9 protein-coding genes are annotated in these 16,079 nt (G+C 41.6%); 7 read left to right on the forward strand and 2 right to left on the reverse strand.

What is annotated here, in order from left to right; all coding sequences use genetic code 11:
• Positions 1-203: 203 nt before the first annotated feature.
• The 6 genes from NO992_RS07765 (at position 204) to NO992_RS07790 (ending at position 10,772) form a co-directional block, all read left to right on the forward strand.
• Positions 204-3,881, forward strand: coding sequence for a PKD domain-containing protein (locus NO992_RS07765; protein WP_371375846.1), 3,678 nt, complete (start codon positions 204-206; stop codon positions 3,879-3,881).
• Between the two features lie 10 nt (positions 3,882-3,891).
• Complete coding sequence (locus NO992_RS07770; RefSeq protein WP_371375850.1) at positions 3,892-5,838, forward strand: Hint domain-containing protein; 1,947 nt, start codon at positions 3,892-3,894, stop codon at positions 5,836-5,838.
• Between the two features lie 56 nt (positions 5,839-5,894).
• Positions 5,895-7,142 (forward strand): hypothetical protein, encoded by a 1,248-nt coding sequence (locus NO992_RS07775; protein WP_010377895.1) that lies wholly within the window; start codon positions 5,895-5,897, stop codon positions 7,140-7,142.
• An 11-nt stretch (positions 7,143-7,153) separates the two neighbouring features.
• Entirely contained in the window at positions 7,154-7,993 is an 840-nt protein-coding gene (locus NO992_RS07780; protein ID WP_010377893.1) for a GEVED domain-containing protein, read from the forward strand.
• 11 nt (positions 7,994-8,004) lie between these two features.
• Entirely contained in the window at positions 8,005-9,513 is a 1,509-nt protein-coding gene (locus tag NO992_RS07785; RefSeq protein ID WP_045963290.1) for a hypothetical protein, read from the forward strand.
• 122 nt (positions 9,514-9,635) lie between these two features.
• On the forward strand, positions 9,636-10,772 hold the full coding sequence (locus NO992_RS07790) for a hypothetical protein (protein WP_017218233.1): 1,137 nt from the start codon (positions 9,636-9,638) through the stop codon (positions 10,770-10,772).
• A 152-nt stretch (positions 10,773-10,924) separates the two neighbouring features.
• Here NO992_RS07790 and NO992_RS07795 read toward each other — a convergent pair whose 3' ends face one another.
• Together NO992_RS07795 and NO992_RS07800 are read right to left on the reverse strand one after the other, a co-directional pair.
• Entirely contained in the window at positions 10,925-11,722 is a 798-nt protein-coding gene (locus NO992_RS07795) for a hypothetical protein (protein WP_017218234.1), read from the reverse strand.
• 184 nt (positions 11,723-11,906) lie between these two features.
• Positions 11,907-12,800 carry a LysR family transcriptional regulator gene (locus NO992_RS07800; protein ID WP_253107800.1) on the reverse strand — a complete coding sequence of 298 codons (894 nt, stop codon included), beginning with the start codon at positions 12,798-12,800 and terminating at the stop codon, positions 11,907-11,909.
• A 355-nt stretch (positions 12,801-13,155) separates the two neighbouring features.
• On the opposite strand from NO992_RS07800, the gene NO992_RS07805 reads away from it, so the two are divergent.
• Positions 13,156-15,822, forward strand: coding sequence for an Ig-like domain-containing protein (locus NO992_RS07805; protein ID WP_371375856.1), 2,667 nt, complete (start codon positions 13,156-13,158; stop codon positions 15,820-15,822).
• Positions 15,823-16,079 lie beyond the last annotated feature (257 nt).

Raw genomic sequence — 16,079 nt, forward strand, 5'->3', positions numbered from 1 at the left:
CCCCCTAAATTCCCAACGAAAACATAAAGTTATTATTTTGTTTATTTTTTGTTATTTATTTATTTGAAATTCTTTATTACCTTAGAGTTTGTGCTCAAAGTAATAGCACTAATAATCAGCCGCACTCATTCGCTCTTTTATCTCATGTACTGAGTAGTTGCGTTTTAGTGGGAAGGAATCTTCAAAATAATTATGGAGTTAACATGCAAGGGTTAAAGTCTCTGTGCGTTTTAGCATCAGCGATAAGTATGTATTGTCACGGCGCTGAACGCGTCTCTTTATTCAATGACACGCAGAAAATTGCGCCAACTTTACAACAAAAACAATCCACATTTGGTGATGATTCTAATCAAAACTATCTACTCACGCTGAAAACATTTGCAGCGCAATACGCAGGTCACACGCTTACGTTTCATAAAAGCCAAGTAGGTCAAACGAAGCAAAGCCATACCATAACTCAAAAATACCAGAATATTCCAATCTGGAATCATGACCTTGTTGTGCTGACAGACGAGAACGGAACTGTTGAGCAAGTTTATGGTGATCTCATTGTTAACGTCGCTAAAGATATACCCACGCTCACTCCTGTTTCTGAAGCACAACTTAGCGCAGCTTTAGACTCAGTCATTTCTCAGTTTAACAGTGAACGCCCTAGAATTTTTAGACGTTCATCAGTAGAAGAAGTAATTTATATAGATGCTCAGGGCAAAGCCCGACATGCTGCCAAGCTTGCTTTTTTCACCGACTTTAAGTCTGGTCCTTTTAAGCCACAAAGGATCCTTGCTTTTGTAGATTTAACAACAAACGAGCTTATCAGCCAATCTGATGTATTGCAGCGCGTTGTTTATGAAGGCGGAAGTGGACCATCTGGTAATGACAAGGTTTCACGTCCAGATTATCAACAAGCTGATTATGTTTCTTACCCACCAAAGACCTTTGTTGTCGCCATGGAAACTGATGCTCAGCAAACCAACTGCTTATTTGATGCAAAAAACGTTGAGACCAGAAACTACAATCACGGTACAGCCCAAGTTAATACGCCTTATAGCTATAACTGCTCAGATTCAACTCGCAATGACTATAAAGAATATCACGGCGCTCGCTCTGCCTTAAATGATGCTCATCATCATGGACAAACAGCAAGCTTGATGTTCGAGGCGTATCTTGGACATAAACCCTACTTTAATAAAAAGATAATTCAAAATGTCCATTACGGACTAAACATGGATCAGGCATTTTATGAAAATGGCGAGGTCTATTTTGGTGATGGTGACTACCTCTTCTACCCTATGGTTTCCTTGGATGTAGTTGCCCATGAAATCGCTCACGGTTTTACCGAAGAGTATGGCTCAAATACGCCAAAATCAATGCTGACAGGCCAAGCTCGTGCCATCAATGAAGCCTTTTCTGATATGGCGGGTGAAGCAGCTGAATTCTTCTACTCTGGCACGAATGATTGGAAAAGTAATCACGAAACGTTCCGCCTTGATGATGCACTACGTTATTTCAAAACTCCTACGCTAGATGGAAATTCAATTGATCATGTTGAGGACTATGACGACTCAGTCACTTCTCACCATGGCGCAGGCGTATTTAACAAAGCTTTTTATTACCTCACTACTGCTGATCTAGACAACGAAACCTCACCGTGGAATACAAAGTACGCCTTTATCTTGTTTGCTAACGCAAATAAAAACTGCTGGACCAGCAATAGTACTTATCTTACTGGTGCTGATTGTGTAATGAGACAAACTCACACGGTAACTGATCAACTGACTCAAGATGGGGTTAAAAAGCAAGATGGTAGCCACTGGCAAGCTACTGAATTACAAAACCACGTACGTAAGGCATTTGCACAAGTCGGTATAGGTTTGAAGGTAGACCGTGGACTCGAGAGCGAACTTGGCTTTGATCGTCAATTCTTAGCTTTTGATTTTAAGAACTTAACCCGTCGTGACGGCCAGCAAGTTTCGGCTAGTAGCAGCGAAGGCTGGCAATGGCAGTGGAATTTTGGTGATGGAAGTGCACAAAGTAGCGCCTTTGAGCCCACACATAACTATACTACTGCGGGCGAATACAATGTTGAACTGACCGCCATCGCCCCCTCTGGCCAGTCTGATACTTTTATGCTGCCTATTGAAGTTTTTGAAGACTATTGCCCCGCGCAAGGCATCAATCATAGCAAGTACTACTTATCATCAGTTTCGTTGAACAGCTACAAAAACGATTCTACATCAAGTAATTATAGCGACTACTCATATGATGTAGTCGAAGTTAAGGATGGTAAAGCACTCAATGTAACGCTAACCGCAGCACCCCATCCAGATACTCAAGACAAGACAAAGAACTTTTATGTCTGGTTAGACAAAGATAATGATGGCTTATTCCATAAGACGGAAGAACTCGTACTTTTTGGCAGCAGTAAAACGCAATTGACTGGCGAGATCTCATTGAGTGGTGAGCTAAACCAAAGCTACCGCCTTCGAACTATGGTGTCATTTGGTCTAGTGAAATCCGCGTGTGGCGACATGTCTTGGGGCGAAGTTGAAGACTACACAGTGAAGCTCATTGAAAACACAGATCCTGTTGATTTAAGGATCAGCACAAGCCAAGGTGTCAATCAGATTAGCTTTGAAAACAATACTGTCGATGCACGTGTTAAACGTTGGCATTGGAAATTTGGCGATGGCACAACCAGTAGTGAAAAGTCGCCTATTCACCAATATGCGCAATCTGGCAACTATGCGGTTGAGCTAAAAGCATATGACAGATTCAACAAGGTAATTGGAAGCTGGAACAAACAAGTTCAGTTTAACACCACTATCACGGCAAGATTCACACCTCGTAAATCCGGTAGCACAGTATATGTAGATACAAATCAGAGTGTTACCCCTAAAGGTAGCACGATACAGTGGCAATTTGGAGATGGTGTCACGTCTTCAGTAAGAGACACTCAGCACACCTATCAAGCCGATGGCGAGTACACGATCACACTCACAATTAATCATGCTGATGGTACACAATCTACCACTGAAACAGTGAAAATTGGCGAAACGAGCTTTACTCCTGAAGTGAGCTACACGGTAAGCGAACAAGCAGACGGTACGTTTAAGGTCAGCTTTAGTAATACCACCACAAAACCTGATAATGCTGCAAGATACCCAGATGTAACATTGGAATGGAACTTTGGAGATGGCTCAACACTTACGCAAACTGGTAATTTTGGCCAAGACACCGAACACACCTATCAAGCCGCAGGTAACTTTAGCGCAAGCCTAACTATTAGTTACAACAAACCTATTTGGGATGATTGGGGAAGCCGAGTTACAGGTACCAAAAATATGCTGCTAGAGCTTAAATCAACACAACCTGTTGAATATTGCACGGCTGTAGGTCTGACCGATTATGAACACATCAGTAACGTGACTTTCAATCAAGATGGTCCATTTAGCAATGCACAGCAACTTGGTGTCGTTAATCCTAACAATCCAATTAAGCTCTATACCACACAGAATAATACTTATCGTATTGAGGCAGGTTATGCAGGCAATGAAGCCTTCGCTGAAAACTACCACATCTGGATAGATTTAAACGGCGACGGTCAATTTGGCGATGGTGATTGGAGAAACAACAAATCAGAGTTGCTGGTTATGGATTTTGACCAAACTAACCAAGACTACGGTAAAGGCTATGTTGAGGGTGAATTTAGCATTCCAAGCAATAAGCTGTCACAACCTGTCACAACGACTCGAATGAGAATTTTACAGTATTACGGATTTAGCAGAGTGAATAGTATCGATCCTTGCTCTGACTATAGCAGTGCCGCGACCTCGGGGAGCGGAGAAATTGAAGACTACCTTGTAGAAATCTATAAGAATTAAGGAAAATAAAATGAAAAAACTAAACAAAAAGGTGCTCATGCCGCTTGCAATCGCGTTAGCAGTCAGCAATGCGGTAGCTGCTAGCAACAGTGTTAATGAACAACCAACTACCACGGCGTCGAAACAGAAGTCTGGACCTGCTGCAACCCAGGGGATCGCAGTAACTCAGCCAGACCAATTCGGGATCCGTAAACTCGATATGTCCAATCCGCAGCACTATCAATTGGCTAAGTCACGCTTAATCAAAGCAAACCGTATTGAGAGCGAGTTCCCACAGCTACACAAAACGCTAGATGTAGCAAAAGGGCAGCACTTATCAGCCAAGATGAAAATGACCACCTCTGAAGTGCCGCCAGTTAGTGAAACTGAAGTGGATATCATTAAAGAAGCACATTTCTTCTTGGATATGAACTTAGCTATTTCGTCTGATACAAACGAGCCTTATCTCATTGTACGTGCAAAAAGCTCACGCTTTGGTGGTACAAAAGCGACCTACATCGACTTGTTGTTAGAAGATGCAAATGGTAATCAGCTTGCGCCTTTAGGCTCTACATTTAATGTCTTAGATGGTAAAGACACACTTGCAACTTCGACTATTTCCCTGAAGTCATTGAAAGCAAACTTTCCCAACCTAGATACCATTTACGCAAGTTCATACGTTGAACTAGAGCAAGAAGATGGCACTATCAGTACGACGATGAAGTACACTGAATACCCATTCTCATGGGAGCACTTTGAAGCGCTGTATGGCTCTGCTGCACCAGCTGCAAAAGGTGAGGATTCTGCACTTAACGTAGGGATCAGCTCATCTTTGGATACACGTCCGAAATATAATGCGACTGCGCCTATCGATAAAAACAACGACGCGGTTATTAAAATCTGTTTAAACCGTAGTCACACTGACTGTGATTACGCAGCAGATCAATACCGTGAACCGAATGAAATTACCGATGTAAATATCCCATTCAACGGCGAGTTACGTGTTCCTCACGAAATCACTGAAATCTATCCAACTGTAGGCGATTTGCCAAACGGTATAGATGAACCAACGAATATCTATCTACAAGAAGGTATCTATGGCGGCGCGACAAAGCAAAGCTATAAAGGGCTCGAAAACGCGGTTAAGCAATTTTCCGATTACTTGGAGTTTGAAGTTGATACAGTAAACCAAGAGTCGATTATCCGTTGGAATATTCCACGTTCAGAGGGCCGTTTTGGTAATGCCAAACTGTTCTCAAACATCGCTGAAGCAAACTGGTATATGACCTTTGCTGTTAAAGGTTATCCGTACTTTAAGAAAGGACGTGGTGGTGCCGTTGCATTCCAAGTTTCACTAACGTCAGAAACATCAACGCGTTTTGGTAACTTCTATAGTGAAGTATTACCTATGATGAAGTTAGGTTATAGCTGTCTAGCTACAGGCACAATGATCACCATGGCCGATGGCAAACAACTTGCTATTGAAGACATTGCGAAAGGCGATTTGGTATTAGGCGCACTTGCTTCGAATACCCAAGTTAAAGAACCAATGCAAGTTATTGATGTGTCGGTTGGGATTGAAGCTATCAAGATGTATCGTGTAAAAGGCGCAGATGGCTCTGATATCTTAACTACCGAGACTCACCCAATTTCGACCTCAAATAAAGGAATTATTTGGGCGAAAGAGCTAAAAGTTGGCGATCGTATCTTAACTGAGAATGGATCGGTGCTGGTAACAAGCGTGACTAAAGAGAAGTATCGCGACAAGATTTATAACCTAAAACTTGCTCCAACAGCAGATTCTAAACTAGCTGAGTCACGTAACTTTGCCATGTTTGCCAATGGTATGGCGGTAGGCGATCTTGCTACACAAGATGAGTTTAACTACAAAGATCAGGACGTACGCATGTCAGAAGAAGAGATCCTCCAACGTCTTCCTGAAAAGTGGAAAACAGACTACATCAACAGCCTGAACTAATCGCTGCATCTGGCCTCTCCTATTGAGGGGCCATACTTCTCAGTAAGGAATTCAACATGAAATTTATATATTCTCCATTGGCACGTGCCATGGGGGTAATGGGACTTTTTGCCTGCAGTTTTTCAGCTACTGCTGATCAAATTGCTAATCCAGAGTTCACTACCCAAGCAAATAACTCTGATTTAGACTCAGTGACACTCGGTACTGCTTACCATAGTGAAAAAGAAGGTTTTTATGCACTGCAAAGTGTGCTTGGCCGAGTTGATGAAACCTATGGCAATACCGAAATGGATTTTGTCGTCGGTGTAGATATGAGCTATAGCCAACTATCTAGTATGCTAGATGGTAATTTAGGCGCTGCACTTGATGTTCCAGTCATAAAAGTTGGCGTTGGCGCAAGCTACGCAAAACAAAACGCCGCAGATAACTACACTGGCACTTACACCCTATTTCTCTCCTTAAAACCAAAAAAACGGCTGTTAGTTGCGGATCCTCAAACCGGGTTTAAACCTACACAAGCTGCGCTTGATTTGGTCAATGCTAACCCTGGAGATAAATTCAATAATATTGGTAATGAGTTTGTATCAGCGATTGAGTACGGCTCTCAAGTTATGATCAACCTCAAGTTCCAATATAAAAATGACGAAGACAAAGTCAAATGGGGGGGTCAGCTTGGTGTGGACTGGGCGGGTAAAGTCAGTGTCAGTGGTAAACTGCAAAAAGTAGACGAAAATGTGAAGCGTAACATCAAAATTACCGTTTCTGCGCTACAGCTTGGTGGTGATCCAACTGAACTATTGAAGGTGATCCCCAATCAGCTCGTCAACTGTACGATGGAAAACCCAACACCATGCTTTGATGTGTTTAAAAACAGTATCGATTACATCAAAACTAACTACGTTACTCAGTTTGATACATTAGATAAATACAACGTTGGTCGAGTCTTAACACAAAGTTATACCGACTCTGGACCAAGCCTATCTCCCTTAGTACCTGATGATGTCTATCCTGCCAAGAGCATCTTGACTAAGTTGGCTTTGAAAAACATGAGTGATGATTGGGTACAGGCAATTCTCGACAATCGTCGTGCCGATAACCTACTCAATTACTACGCCAGTGAGCTGAATAACTCACATCGAACTGCATTAGAAACCATTCGCGATAATGCGCTCTTTAACTCATTTATTCTGGCAGACGCCGTTGATTATTGTAAGCGTAATCCAATTGGTAATTACTGTCGCGATAGAGAGCTACAGACTCGTGGCCGCGTTCATCAGTATGACCGTAAATGGCTAGAATTATAAGGAATAAGACTATGTTAAAAGTCATGCTAACCAGCACATTAATTGCCTCATTCGCTGCGACAGTAGCACCATCAGCGCAGGCAAATACGACTTTATTTGAATCTCGAGATGTACTTACGCCACAGCAAGCGTTAGGACGCTTTCAATGGTTGGAAAAGTGCTACCCAGGGTTGTTGGTTGAAGTCTCTGATAATATCTTTGATCCCACAACTCCCATTCCAAATGATGAGAAAATAGCAAATCTTAAAAAAGTAATGCTATACAAAAATAGTACCCTCAGGACTGATGCAAAATACCTTACCTTTGGAGATGAAGACAATGCGAATCCAAAGAACTGGTTTGCGGGTAAATCACCAACGACTTCTTGTTTGCAGATCCCATCAGATTATCGCATAAGCGCGGTGATGGTTACACCTGCAATGCCGAACTACTGCGCCACTAAGTCTCGTGAACGTGCCTATGAGTTTATCCAATCAGTCAAGTTTTCTAATCTTGAAAACACCAGTAGCAACACCTTTTACAGTAACTATGTTGGTGATACTGCGAAAATATATGCCGATAGAAGCTACCAGTTAACGTTAACCCCAGGATTTAGTAGTGCAGAAACATATCCGGAAACTTGGCATGTGTTTATTGACTGGAACCAAGATGGTGATTTTAACGATACAAAAGAAACCTTATTTGCAGGTGTCTCAGAACAAGCAGTTCAGGTAGAAATTACACCGCCAACGGGCGCCAAAAAGGGCATGACGAAAATGCGCGTTACCATGGATTACTTGGGTGGCAGCAATGACGCATGTAAAGAAGTAGACTCTGGAGAGGTAGAAGATTACCTCCTTTACGTGAAGTAATAGGTGGCAACATGAACTTATACAAACAGACTATCGCGGCACTTATTGCCGGCACTACACCTTTCGCATTCGCAGATTCCAATTTTGTGAACGAAGCGGAATTAATGCAAAAAGCACAAAATGTGAATACCTTTCAAAGCGAAATTCCCGGATTGATGAACGACCACATTGTGCTAGGTACGGCTTATAACAGCGACCAAAAGCGCTTTTTGAATGTTCAAACTGTCGCAGGGGAAACTGTTGAGACTCTCGGCAATACCCGTGTGCAATTTGAACTAGTAAACAATGGCAGCTATGACGAAGTGCTCCGTCAACTCAACGGTAATGTTGATGTTGATGTTGGCTTTCCGGTCATTCGTGTCAAAGCTGGCGGCCACTTAGCCAAAGAAATGTCCTCGACTGAGTTTTCTAATACTTATACTTTCCAAGCATCATTAACACCGAAAAAGCGTGTACTTATGCCAGCAGATGCCAACATTGGTTACACCTTGACCCCGTCAGGTAATACGTTAGCGAATGAATATCAAAGTAAACTAATGAGCATGGCAGGCGATGGATTTATCAGTGAGATTGAATACGGTGCACAGCTACTCATTAACATGAAAATTGAATACTTAAGTGAGCAGCACAAAAGTGAAATTGGCGGTTACTTAGGGGTAAGTTACGGTGCTGGTAATATTGGCATTAGCGTCGATGGTAAGCTTAATTATATCGACGAAGACCTTAAGAAAAGTGTGCGCATTACCGTCAGAGCTTTACAAAAAGGCGGTGATCCTAAACAGCTTCTCAGCATAATCCCTAACAATATTATCACCTGTTCACTCGATAACTACGAGCCTTGCTTTACTTTATTTGAGCAAGCGGTGAACTATGCGAAAAACGACTTTGGTAATCAGTTTAATGCGCTATCTGATTACAACGTAGTGCGTTACAAGGCAACGCCTTACGAGATCAGCTCACAAGATGTACGTCGTTTAGATTCAGGTAATAAAGATATTCGCTTTGAAACCACTTACCGTACTTTATGGCTTGAAGATCAATTCAAAAAGTCGGTTAATCATGAACACCGTGCGCGTGGTGTACTTGCGCAATACGCTAGTTGGATGACGGATGTACAACGTCAAAAAGCAGAAGGCGTACAAGAAGCCGCTTACAACAATGCATGGATTTATGAGCAATATGCTCGAGTTTGTCGCGATAATCCTTATGGTACAGCTTGTACAGATGCGTGGAACGATTATCTAAATACCTGTAGTGGTAGTGGTGTCGGCTGCATACAAAACTACACGCTTGCCGATCTGAATATACCAGCTGATAACATGACGCAATACTTCAAATGTGAAAATGCCCGAGAAGCAACAGCAAACTTTGGTGTTGAAGAAAATCATGTATCACTTGGGTTTAGACAGTTGGGCTGGGCGCCTTCCTTTGTTGATGCAAATGACCCAGCTGCGGGCGTGATGGTTTGGCTACCATGTAAATCAGCCCTACCAACCTATGGAACCGCTTTTGAAAATTAGTGAGTAGTAAAAACGCTAAGACTCAATTAGTCCAATTGAGGCGTGGCAAGTAATAAACAGTCGCACATTGAATTATTACTTCTTCGCCTCTCCCACAGTAAACCATCTACAGGAATTTATGTATGCACTTAAGAACCATATTAATAGTGCTCTGTGGCCTGTTAAGCTTTTATGCAAATGCACATACCTATTACTCTTTAAATACTGAGCATGAACAACTCGGGCAGGGATTTGAACAGGAATTAGGCATACCGCTTGAATCGTGCCTCGATGGTCAGTGGCAATTTCAGGGTGGTAGCATGGGCGACTTGGCTTATCGTGGCGATTTTGACTCCGACACCATGATCAATACCATTACAGGTAGTGTAAAGGCTGGTATCAATTTAGTTATTTTTGGTGGTTCAGCCAAATTTTCCATGCGCAGGAAAGTAACCAAAAATAGAAATTCAGCTGCCTCGGCGGTCGAGTTAACCTATGAAAAAGGAAGTTATAACTTTGAAAATCGAACCACCAAACCCGCTTTTGTCGAGCTGCTCAGTACAGATCCGACTCAGGTAAGAAACCGCTGTGGTGACAGCTTCATCCACAATATCAAACTTGGTTCTCGTATCTATGTTACCGCCAAACTCCATTTTAAAGATCGCACAAAATACGAATGGTTTCAGACCAAAATCAAAGTGAAATTTCTTTTTTTCAGTAAAACTTTTACTAAAACCAAAGTATTTCAAGAGGCAACCAAAGATGCCGTCTATACGATTCAGGTGAATACCGATGGGGGTATGACGCCAGAACTCGCTAGACTCAGTAAAAATGGCACCATGCACTGCAAAACCGATAATCTAACTCCCTGTATTACATACGCCGACAATTTATTTAGCTATTTACTAGACGGTGGAGAGTATGTCGACGACCTTAAAGACGAACATTTAAACGTTTTAAAGTACGAAGTCGAAAGCTATGAAGACTCTGGCCATTATGACCTCGCCTATGCTGGTCACACCGCACTATCTAACCGCTATATTGCACTGTCTGCCAGACTCAGAAGTTATCAAGATTTAGTTTATGACGAAATAGAAAGGTTGAGTGCATTTAAAGCTGTGTCTGAAGACCCGCTTGAAATCGAACAGCTTACAGCTCGTATTTCCGCCCGTAATACGCAGCGCATCGGACTCGAGCAAGCTGGCGAATACTGTGCGACACTGCCCGGTACTACCCTTTGTGAAAATCGTATAGAATCCGCAATCGCAAACGTTGACTAGGCGACTTCAGGAAAAGGAGCGCGCTAGCACACGCCCTTAACCCGTTGTCCTTACCACTCTATTCTCCAACCAATGAGGCTATATAGCCTCGCTTCTTTTATGGCGCAATTAAGCGTCACCTCAAAAAGCGCTGTGGAACCGCTGAGGTATTCTTAATCTAATAATGTTGGCGTCTCCGACGTAAAATCAATCCATGCATTAGTGCCTAAGAGTTCAGCACCCACCACACTCGGATCTTCATATCGCATGACGAAATTTTTTGGCCCGTGCGCGTAGGCCACTACTAAGCCATATTCAGAGTCCAAAAAGCCTCCGTGTGGAACAAGTCCTGGGTAGCTAATACGCCATGCATTACTGTGATTACTTACCTGTCCTAACGTTAGCTTACCGATCACGTTATCTGGTAGTAAAAAGAACCACGTCCATGGGCCACCTGATACAATCGTCATCACTTCATCGATGCCGACGCCATTTTCAGCGCTGTTGACATGTAGTTTCCCAAACTTTTCTTGTAGATATGACTTAACTTCGCTGCTCATCGCTTTCATGTCGTATATCTTAGGATAAGGTGCAACGCCTATCTCTGAAGTAGATAGAAATCCGCCACGATGCATTTCCGGTTGACGCCCTGCTTGCTTGATTTCGTTTAGTAGCTCACCTCGGTGTAAAGAAAATAACGACAGTAACTGCATGCTTTCTTGTTCGTTAATCGCCCTTTTCTTGGATACCTCCAGAATAGGCCGAGCCTCTTCTGGAATATTCACGGTGCTCACCCTCACTCCGACACGACGTAATACTTTATTTACCTGCGCAATCCCCTTTGACTCAGCTCTGCCATCACTATACGACAGTATAAGCTGCCCCTCGCTCTGCGTAGCATTGGCGATACAGCTTGATAGGGGCAATACCGAAACAAGCGCAACAAGCACTAAATTAGAAAACTTCTTCATATTAATTTCTCCTCAAACAATTAGACAAGTAAGGCAAAACCATCACTGTCGAGCCTATTTTCCAAGTCTAAGTATTAATTATGAGTAGAAAAACATAGTTTCAGTAAACAAATTAAACACTGAGAGTAAACAATAAAACAGCAGTGTACGCGCATACTATGTCGCGTTTAGACTATTCTCTGAGTCATTCATATTTTAAGTAGGAAGTTAAGAAATCAATGAATACACGCACTTTTTGTGACTGCGCTTTATGATAGGGATAAACCGCATGGAGCGCATGGGGACTAATTTTCCAATCCGGTAACAATGGTAGTAATTCACTAGAGTTTATTTCTTTTGCAACAAACACTTTTGGAAGGATCATGATTCCAAGCCCAGCTAATGCTGCTTGTTTTAAAGCCAAACCGTTATTAACAGAGTAATTGCTCTTCTGAATGTTGACAACCTGAGTGTCGTCCTCACGCGAAAATGTCCACCTAGTTGCTGAAGAAGATAGACTATAAACCAAGCAATTATGCAATATCAGTTGTTGAGGACTTGTAGGTGTACCATATTGTGTTAAGTACGATGGAGAAGCGCAAAGGATGCGATCCATAGTGGTTAGTTTTCTGGACCTAAGCGTGGAATCTGTTAATGTTTCTCCTCCACGTATTGCAATATCAATCCCTTGTTCGACCAAGTCGATATACTGGTCGTTCATGACAACTTCTACCGATATTTCGGGGTACTGTTTCATAAATTCACAAATGGCTGGATTTAACATTAATATGCTTACAGACATTGGAATATTGACCCTTAAAAGCCCTGAAAGTTGCTGCGAAGACTCTATGATAGAAAGATCAGCACTAGCCCATTCATCCAAAATAGTCCTGACGTGGTCATAGTATTGCTGTCCGCTCTCAGTTACATGCATCTTACGCGTGGTTCTATGAATAAGGGGGCTTTTTAAATACGCCTCAAGTTCATTGATATTTTTACTTATCGCGGCCTTTGATAACGACAAATCATCGGCCGCCGCGCTAAAGCTTCCAAGCTCGACAACGCGCCTAAATACTGTAATTGCTTTTAGCTTATCCATATACCCATCCTAATTTTATAGCCTTCAGTCAGTGCGCTTCATGACACTTTGACATGGGCCTATCGAGAGAAAAAGTCTGCCGATTCAAAAATAATAAGCACTATTCTCATTGGGGGTCGACAACTTTTTCGCACATCTTCAGGAATGCCAACTGGTAGCGATAAAAATTCAGCCAACGCAAAATTTCACATGTTTTAGTACTATATCTATTTAATAAACAACATGTTAAAAAACATCCACAAGATAATCAAAAAAGGTCAACTTATTTGTTAGTGCAATTATTGGAAACTAGTTTCCAAATAAAGTACACTCCCACGCCCACTGATTATTCAATAAAACAAAATAAGATATCAAGATGATTAAAAACGCTATATACAAGGGAATCGTAGCCTCATTACTCACCTCCACTCTAGCAGCTTGCGGCGGTAGTGGCAGTGACAAAAGCGATACCCCCGTCGCATCAACAAATAAAGCACCAGTAATTGCGACCATAGCACCAATTACTGCGATGGAAAGAGACTCAATCACAGCCGTTGCGACCGTAACAGATGAAGATGGTCCGATTGAAACTTTGCTTTGGGAGCAGACAGCAGGTACAACTGTTGAGCTAACAAACAACACTAGCGAAACGCTCGAATTTCGTGCGCCTGACATCAATGAAGCGACCACGCTAACATTTAAGCTAACCGCGACAGACGACAAAGGGGCCTCAAGCTCACAAGAGTTAACTGTCAATCTAAGTGCGTACGCTCCACTCTCAAGCTTAACGATTTCAGACGCGGCGCTCGCGCAATGTTTATCCGATACACATCAAGATGTGGGTATTTCAGTTGTTGATTGTACAGACTACCCAGTCGCAACGTTAGAGGGGCTATCAGGTATTAGCGGCTTATCAACCGTGTCTATTAAAAACGCAGAATTGAATAATCTCGACGAGTTAGCTCAAATTTCTCCGCTCACCGTGTTAAAGCTCGATAACGCATTTGCCGCAGCTCAGAACAGCTCGAATAATGATGCACGTTTAGAACAAATTAATAAGCTCAACAAACTTGAGTCTTTGTCTATTATTGAAAACAAAGAAGATAGTTCAGGCAAACGCCTAGCGTTCCAGATGCTAGATCTATCAGGCTTTACGCAGCTTCAGACGCTTGAAATAGAAAACTATAGTAGTCAATATGAAACTATGCAGATCAGTGAACTTCCAAGTGATAAGCTCACCCGTTTGACCCTACGTTCTCTAAGCATTGATGATAAAAGTACCCTAAAACGCTTTAGTAACTTGCAGAGTTTATCTTTGACATACATACAAGATCTGGACTCGCTGTCATTTTTAAGCGCCATACCTAACCTCACAGCATTAACACTTAATAATATCGAAGCCGCTGATTCAACAGCAATAGAAGCCAAAACAAATCTGACAACACTCGTACTCAGCAGAACACGGATTGAAGATTTCTCATTCTTAGAAAAATTTAGTGAGTTGGAAAAACTAGGTCTTAGTACTTATTATAGCAATGTTGAGTTTGATATTGCGGACATCAGTAGTAATGCGAAGCTAACCTCTCTGTCATTAAACAATTTAAGTGTTGATAATGTCAGTGAGCTATCAACCTTTACGGAGCTGCAATCTTTGTCTTTGGAGGAATTAAACCTTTCTTCTCTGAGCTTTTTGCAATCGATGCCGCAGCTAACATCATTAAAGCTTAATAGCCTGTATAACATTAATGATTTAGGTTGGCTAAGTTTCACACCAAACCTAACCGAATTGTACATTCGTGAATTGGATAATAACGCGGATTTTAGCGCATTGTCTGAGCTTAAAAATATGCGCGACCTCACCGTCGACAGCGATTACTCAAACTTTGCACTAGATACGTTAAGTAAAATGCAAGCATTAGAAACACTTAACCTAGAAGTTAGTTTATTTGAAGCTTCAAGTGAAACAACATTTCCAAGCTTAAAAACACTAAACGTGAAGGGCAGCAGCTATTCAAACATAGTGAACTTGACTAACTTCCCCGCGCTCGAATCAGTTGAGTTATCAAAAGGTCACTATTATGATAATGAAGAGAAAATCACAACTCTCGATTCTCTAGGTTCAAACTCGAGCCTGAAATCGATCAAGCTCAGCGGCTTTAAAGAGCTAGAAGATATCACTCAGATATCTCAATTTGAAAACTTAGAAACTCTGTTTATTAACTACTCTCTAGCGGCTGACATCTCTGACATCGCATCATTAAACAAATTGAAGTCATTAACATTAAGCAACTTTTCTACGTTTTTTAGAGCAGACATGCTTGCCAGTTTAAACAATCTGGAAAGACTTGAAATACAAAGTAGTGCCATTTATTGTGATGATCAGGAGCTATTAAAATCTCTCGATGGTGTAACAACAAATCTTTCTAACTCTAACTGTATTAAGAAGCCGGTCGATTTGAGCTTAATTACCGATGAAGCATTTAAGCAATGTATTGAAAATCGAAGATACCAAGATGCTGTGCGTAATACCTCACTCTCTTGCGATGCCTCAGCAATTGAATCATTAAATGGAATTACACAGTTTGAAGCAATTAAGACTTTAACACTGGATGGCTCAGTTAACAGTTCGTTGTTACGAGATCCTAGCTTAGCTCAGCTCCACACCTTACAGAATCTAGACATCTATAGACTCACAGGTGAACTAACGGCTAAAGCTACACTTCCTCAATCATTGACCTCCTTTGAGTTAAATACAAATAGCCAAACCGTATATGACTTCGCGCTTTTTGGCTTGCCTACTACCTTAATTTATTTGGACTTGGATAGAACCAAGCTGAAAAACTATGGTGCAATTAAAAATTACGCCGAACTTACCCGTTTAGAGTTGAACTATAGCAACATTTCAGATCTGTCACCGCTATTCGATTTGACCAATCTGGAATATTTAAGTTTATATGGAAACCCAAATATCGACTGTGCTCAAGTAAGCAAACTACAAGAGTCGTTACCCAATATTTGGCATATTTCGACTAGCTGTAATTAATATTAACGCTAAGCATTAAGTTACTCAAATAAACACAGTCTCATTGCGAGGCTGTGTTTTGTTTCTGGTTTATTCTTTCTACACCACATTTCTTTTACAATAGCATTCTGTAAATTTTTATCTCATTCCTAGGCTTAAAATCCGCTATACTAGCGCAAAAATTATTTAAGAAAATTTATGCGCGAATTCAACTCCGAAGTGCACCACTCGCTAAATTAAGCTGCTTTACGTAATTCATTGAATACTACAGCAGGCTG

The sequence above is a fragment of the Pseudoalteromonas sp. DY56-GL79 genome, from assembly GCF_041414765.1.
In the GTDB taxonomy this organism is placed as follows: domain Bacteria; phylum Pseudomonadota; class Gammaproteobacteria; order Enterobacterales; family Alteromonadaceae; genus Pseudoalteromonas; species Pseudoalteromonas piscicida.